Here is a 4,524-nt window from a genome sequence, read left to right on the forward strand (position 1 = left end):
TACGGTCTCCATAGCGCTTTTTCTTGTCCTGCCGCCGATAAGTCCTGCGAGGAAAAGCATTAAACAGCCGATGATATGACCTGTGATTACAGCAAGGAGACCCTTGCCAAAGCCAAGAGGAGCAAAATATGTTCCTGTTATAATTTCTGCTATGGAAACTCCTGCGCCAAACCATATTAGTCCGTTTTCGTATACAGAGGTGCGTTTCTGTTCCATTATTCCGCCTCCTCTGCAAATTCGCCTGTAAGTGCGAAGGCGTGTGCCATTGGACCGCTGCCCTTTCCAAGGTCAAGCATAGCGGCAAGTGCGCCTGATATGTAGTCCTTTGCGCGTTCTACCGCTTTTTCAAGGGTGAAGCCCTTTGCGAGATTTGAAGCGATAGCACTTGAAAGAGTGCAGCCTGTACCATGGGTATTGGGATTGTCTATACGTTTCCCTTTGAACCATGTGCAGCTACCATTGTTCCAAAGAAGGTCGTTTGCGTCATTGAGGCTGTGACCGCCCTTGCATAGCACTGCACAGCCATATTTCTCACCGATGACCTGGGCTGCCTTTACCATATCGTCCTGTGTAGTTATCTTCATATCTGCAAGTATCTCAGCTTCAGGAATATTTGGAGTAACAACCGCTGCAAGGGGCAGGAGTTTTGATTTCAGAGTTTCCACAGCTTCCTCAGCAATAAGTCTTGCGCCGCTTGTAGCTACCATAACGGGATCTACGACGATATTCTCCGCCTTGTACTCCTTCAGCTTTGCTGCGATAGAACGGATAAGCTTTTCGGAGGAGACCATGCCTGTCTTGACTGCGTCGGGACGAATGTCCGAAAAGACAGCGTCAAGCTGCATAGCCAGAAATTCAGGTGATACCTCCATTATATCTGTTACGCCGGTCGTGTTCTGTGCAGTGAGAGCCGTTATAGCGCTCATTGCGTAAACACCATTCATGGTCATAGTTTTTATATCAGCCTGAATGCCGGCGCCTCCGCAGGAATCGCTTCCTGCGATTGTTAATGCTGTTTTCATTATCATTTCTCCTTTATTGTGGTTTCGGGCTTATGCCCCAGCATTAATTTTATATAGCGAGACAAGGTGGTGCCCCCAATGTCACGCTGCAAAAAAAGGTGTGCCCGCAGAGAGACACACCTATCTTACATAAGTATTTCCCTACGTTGGCATTATCCAAATCAGGTAAGGTCGGAGTTTGAAACTCCCTCTCAGCCTGTTACACAAGCTCCCTTTTTTTATATTATAACACTATTTAAATAAAAATGCAAGCCGCTTTGAAAAAAGACTTTTCGCCGGATTATGTTGAAATACTTTATTCACGTAATAAGAGTTTTAAAGTAATTACAGAGATGCAGAATAACAAGCATATTGTTCCGGCTGCGATATGTGATTTTATTTTCCTTTTTTTATCTACTACCTCATATGGATATTCAGGGTTAATGTATATATTTAAAATATCCCCTTTTTAGTACTTTAAACCCGGATATCCTATGTCTTCTGAGGATATGTACTCACGTCCGTTGTAATAGTATCGAAATACGGGATTAGAGGATGTTGTAATATTACCCTCACCATCAGTGTCTTTTTCGATTTTTATATCTATTATCTCAGCCTCGACCATGAACGTGCATTTCATTAATTTCTTGAATAATGAGTAATAATAATAGAATGATAAAGCAAATACCGGGGAAAGAAAGATCACTATTACAATCATTATACATTCTCCTTTCTTTTTTCAAATTATATCATGCAAAATATAGTTTTGTCAACTTAAATAATACAGACTATAATTTGAGTGGGGAAGACAGAATATTGCGCAGTTAAGGGCGTTTTGGGGTAGCAGGTTTGTCAAAAGCGTAGTATTTTTCAGCAAACGACATAAGGAAATTAACAAAATATACTTGATTTAATATATATGATTTGGTAAAATTATTATAAGATGAAGCGCTCCTGAGCGCCAAATAAATATCCGTTAAAAACAGGAGGTATGAAGCATGGACAAGAAGGCAATGTACAAAATAAGCTACGGACTTTTCGTTGTGACAGCAAATAGTAACGGTAGAGACAACGGCTGTATTACAAATACTCTCGCACAGGTTACGTCTTCACCTAACAAGGTGAGTCTGACAGTTGCAAAGACAAACTATACCCACGATCTAATAATGGCGACGGGTAAATTTACGGCTTCAGTTATAAGCACAGATGCCGATTTTGACCTTTTCAAGCATTTCGGTTTCCAATCCGGCAGGGATGTAGACAAATTTGCTGACTTTAAAGAATGCAGACGTGCAGAAAATGGCTGTCTGATAGTCACAAAGGGTACGAATGCATATATATCCGGTTCTGTGTGGCACAGTATCGACCTCGGCACCCATACCATGTTCATTGCAGAGGTAACGGAAATGGAAGTGCTTAGCGATACTTCTTCCGCAACTTATGAATACTATCAGGGCAATATAAAACCGAAGCCAGAGGCTGTAGGGACTACCTCCGATGGACAGACAATCTGGAGATGCTCGATATGCGGTTACGAATATGTGGGTGAGGAGCTTCCCGATGATTTTATATGCCCTGTATGCAAACACGGAAAGGCTGATTTTGAGAAGGTAAAGGATGGCGGTCATGAAGCTGTGCCTGTAGGAAAGACAGAGAGCGGCGAGACTATATGGAGATGTACAGTCTGTGGCTATGAGTATGTTGGCGAAGAGATACCTGCGGATTTTGTCTGTCCTATCTGTGGAGTAGGCACTGAGCTGTTCGAGAAAACAAGCTGATGTGAGCAATATATAATATGGCATTTTTGTAAGGGGGATATATTATGATCGTATATTTTTCAGCTACAGGAAATAGTAAATACGCGGCGGAAAGGATAGCCGAAGCTCTGAAGGACAGAGCTGTATCCATAGAGGACAAGTGCTACGATATAACCCTTAAGGAGGGGGAGTGCTTCGGTATAGTAACTCCTACTCATTGGTGGGCTCTGCCTATACCTATGAGGGAGTTCTTACAGAAGCTGAGACTTCACAGACAGGGAAAGCATTATGTGTTCATAGCTTCTACCTATGGTACTACCGTTGGCTGCAGTGGCGAGGAGGCGAGACATCTCCTTAAAGACAATGGCATACGACTCAGTGCGGTTTACAGTATAAAAATGCCGGATAACTGGACAGTCACTTTCAACCTCAGTAATAAGGAGAAGGTTGCACGTCAGAACGAGGCTGCCGAAAAGTATATAAACAGTGTTATCTCAAAGATACTTGACAGGAAAAAGGGCTGCTTCCTCACAATGAGGACTCCCTACGCTTTCTACAAATACACGGACAAGGTCTTTGCCAAGGTGAGAATGACCAAGAATCTCCACGTTGAGGACAGCTGTATCGGCTGCGGTCTCTGCGCCGAGAAATGTCCTGTAAAGGCGATAGAGATACGTGACGGTAAACCTGTTTGGGTGAAGGAGCGATGTGCCCTGTGCTTCCGCTGCCTGCACCATTGTCCACAATTCGCTATACAGTTCTGGAATGGTGCTACAAAGAAGCATGGACAGTATACCAATCCCAATGTAAAAGTATAGGCTATGGAGATAGTAACAGATAATAATAAAAGCAGATACAGGATATTTAGCCGAGACATGATGAAATGTCTTGCAATATTCATCATGTTCTGGGGACATCTTATCGGCTGGGCGGTGCAGTATAAGTACGGAGATGTTAAAGCATACTATACTCTTCCTTTATGGGAGTATATTATAATATACACATCGCTCTTCTGCCCACCTGTAATGTTTTTCTTTATCGCAGACGGCTACAAATATACCCGTGACAGGAAAAAGTACGCGCATAGGCTTCTGCTCTTTGCATGCATAACTCAGCCCTTTGACTGGCTGTGCTGTCACAGGTTCAGCGGCTGGTGGCACACGAACGTTATCTTCACGTTGCTTTTCGGACTGCTTGCCATAATGGCATGGGAGAGCAGATACAAGCTGTGGCAGAGGATAGCGCTGGTAATACTCTGTGACGGAATGACGGCGCTTATAGTGTCAGACTGGCTCGTATTCGGAGTGCTGTTCATTTTGTTCCTGCATATCTTCCGCGATAAGCCGAAGGCAAGATTCATATCCTTTATGAGCCTCACGGCGCTTCATTTCCTTCCTAACCTGTTCAGCCTCGGAAAGGTACCCACAGACAGACTTATCATTCAGATAGTGGTAATGATACTGATGTTCGTGCTTGCATACCTGTGCATGACAGTTTTTTACAACGGCAGGAAGGGAAAGAACCCCACGCTGGCAAAGTGGTTCTTCTACGGCTTCTATCCGCTGCATTATCTTATAATATGGATAGTCAGCGTTATTATCAGTAAATAAGAAAAAGGCACTCGCAAGAGTGCCTTTTTGGACGGATATTTCCGCAATTAGAGTCAGGTGAAATTTATTTTTGAAATTAAAAGTTTTCTCAGACTTATCATATCGAATACATCTGCTGCACCGTCGCCGTTTATATCGGCATTCTCAGGAGCAGCA

At 43.3% G+C, this 4,524-nt stretch carries 5 protein-coding genes, 1 pseudogene and 1 riboswitch; of the genes and pseudogenes, 3 read left to right on the forward strand and 3 right to left on the reverse strand.

Features of this window, described 5'->3' with window-relative positions:
• The 3 genes and pseudogenes from J6U00_RS11580 to J6U00_RS11590 all read right to left on the reverse strand — a co-directional run.
• Window positions 1-216 (reverse strand): annotated as a pseudogene (locus J6U00_RS11580) (putative hydroxymethylpyrimidine transporter CytX); the annotation flags it as partial.
• Complete coding sequence (gene thiD, locus J6U00_RS11585; protein ID WP_296582009.1) at window positions 216-1,022, reverse strand: bifunctional hydroxymethylpyrimidine kinase/phosphomethylpyrimidine kinase; 807 nt, start codon at window positions 1,020-1,022, stop codon at window positions 216-218. The pseudogene J6U00_RS11580 and the gene thiD, both read right to left, overlap by 1 nt.
• Window positions 1,023-1,143: 121 nt before the next feature.
• A riboswitch (TPP riboswitch) is annotated at window positions 1,144-1,247 on the reverse strand.
• A 223-nt stretch (window positions 1,248-1,470) separates the two neighbouring features.
• Entirely contained in the window at window positions 1,471-1,719 is a 249-nt protein-coding gene (locus J6U00_RS11590) for a hypothetical protein (RefSeq protein WP_296582011.1), read from the reverse strand.
• A 280-nt stretch (window positions 1,720-1,999) separates the two neighbouring features.
• Here J6U00_RS11590 and J6U00_RS11595 point away from each other — a divergent pair, with 280 nt between their 5' ends.
• The 3 genes from J6U00_RS11595 to J6U00_RS11605 are packed head-to-tail and all read left to right on the forward strand — an operon-like array spanning window position 2,000 to window position 4,368.
• Window positions 2,000-2,779: a flavin reductase gene (locus J6U00_RS11595; RefSeq protein ID WP_296582012.1), complete on the forward strand. Its 780-nt coding sequence runs from the start codon at window positions 2,000-2,002 to the stop codon at window positions 2,777-2,779.
• A gap of 44 nt (window positions 2,780-2,823) precedes the next feature.
• On the forward strand, window positions 2,824-3,576 hold the full coding sequence (locus J6U00_RS11600) for an EFR1 family ferrodoxin (RefSeq protein WP_296582014.1): 753 nt from the start codon (window positions 2,824-2,826) through the stop codon (window positions 3,574-3,576).
• Window positions 3,577-3,579: 3 nt separating this feature from the next.
• Complete coding sequence (locus J6U00_RS11605) at window positions 3,580-4,368, forward strand: TraX family protein (RefSeq protein WP_296582016.1); 789 nt, start codon at window positions 3,580-3,582, stop codon at window positions 4,366-4,368.
• Window positions 4,369-4,524: the final 156 nt, after the last annotated feature.

Origin of the sequence: Ruminococcus sp., assembly GCF_017650195.1 — a bacterium.
Taxonomy (GTDB): Bacteria; Bacillota; Clostridia; order Oscillospirales; family Ruminococcaceae; genus Ruminococcus.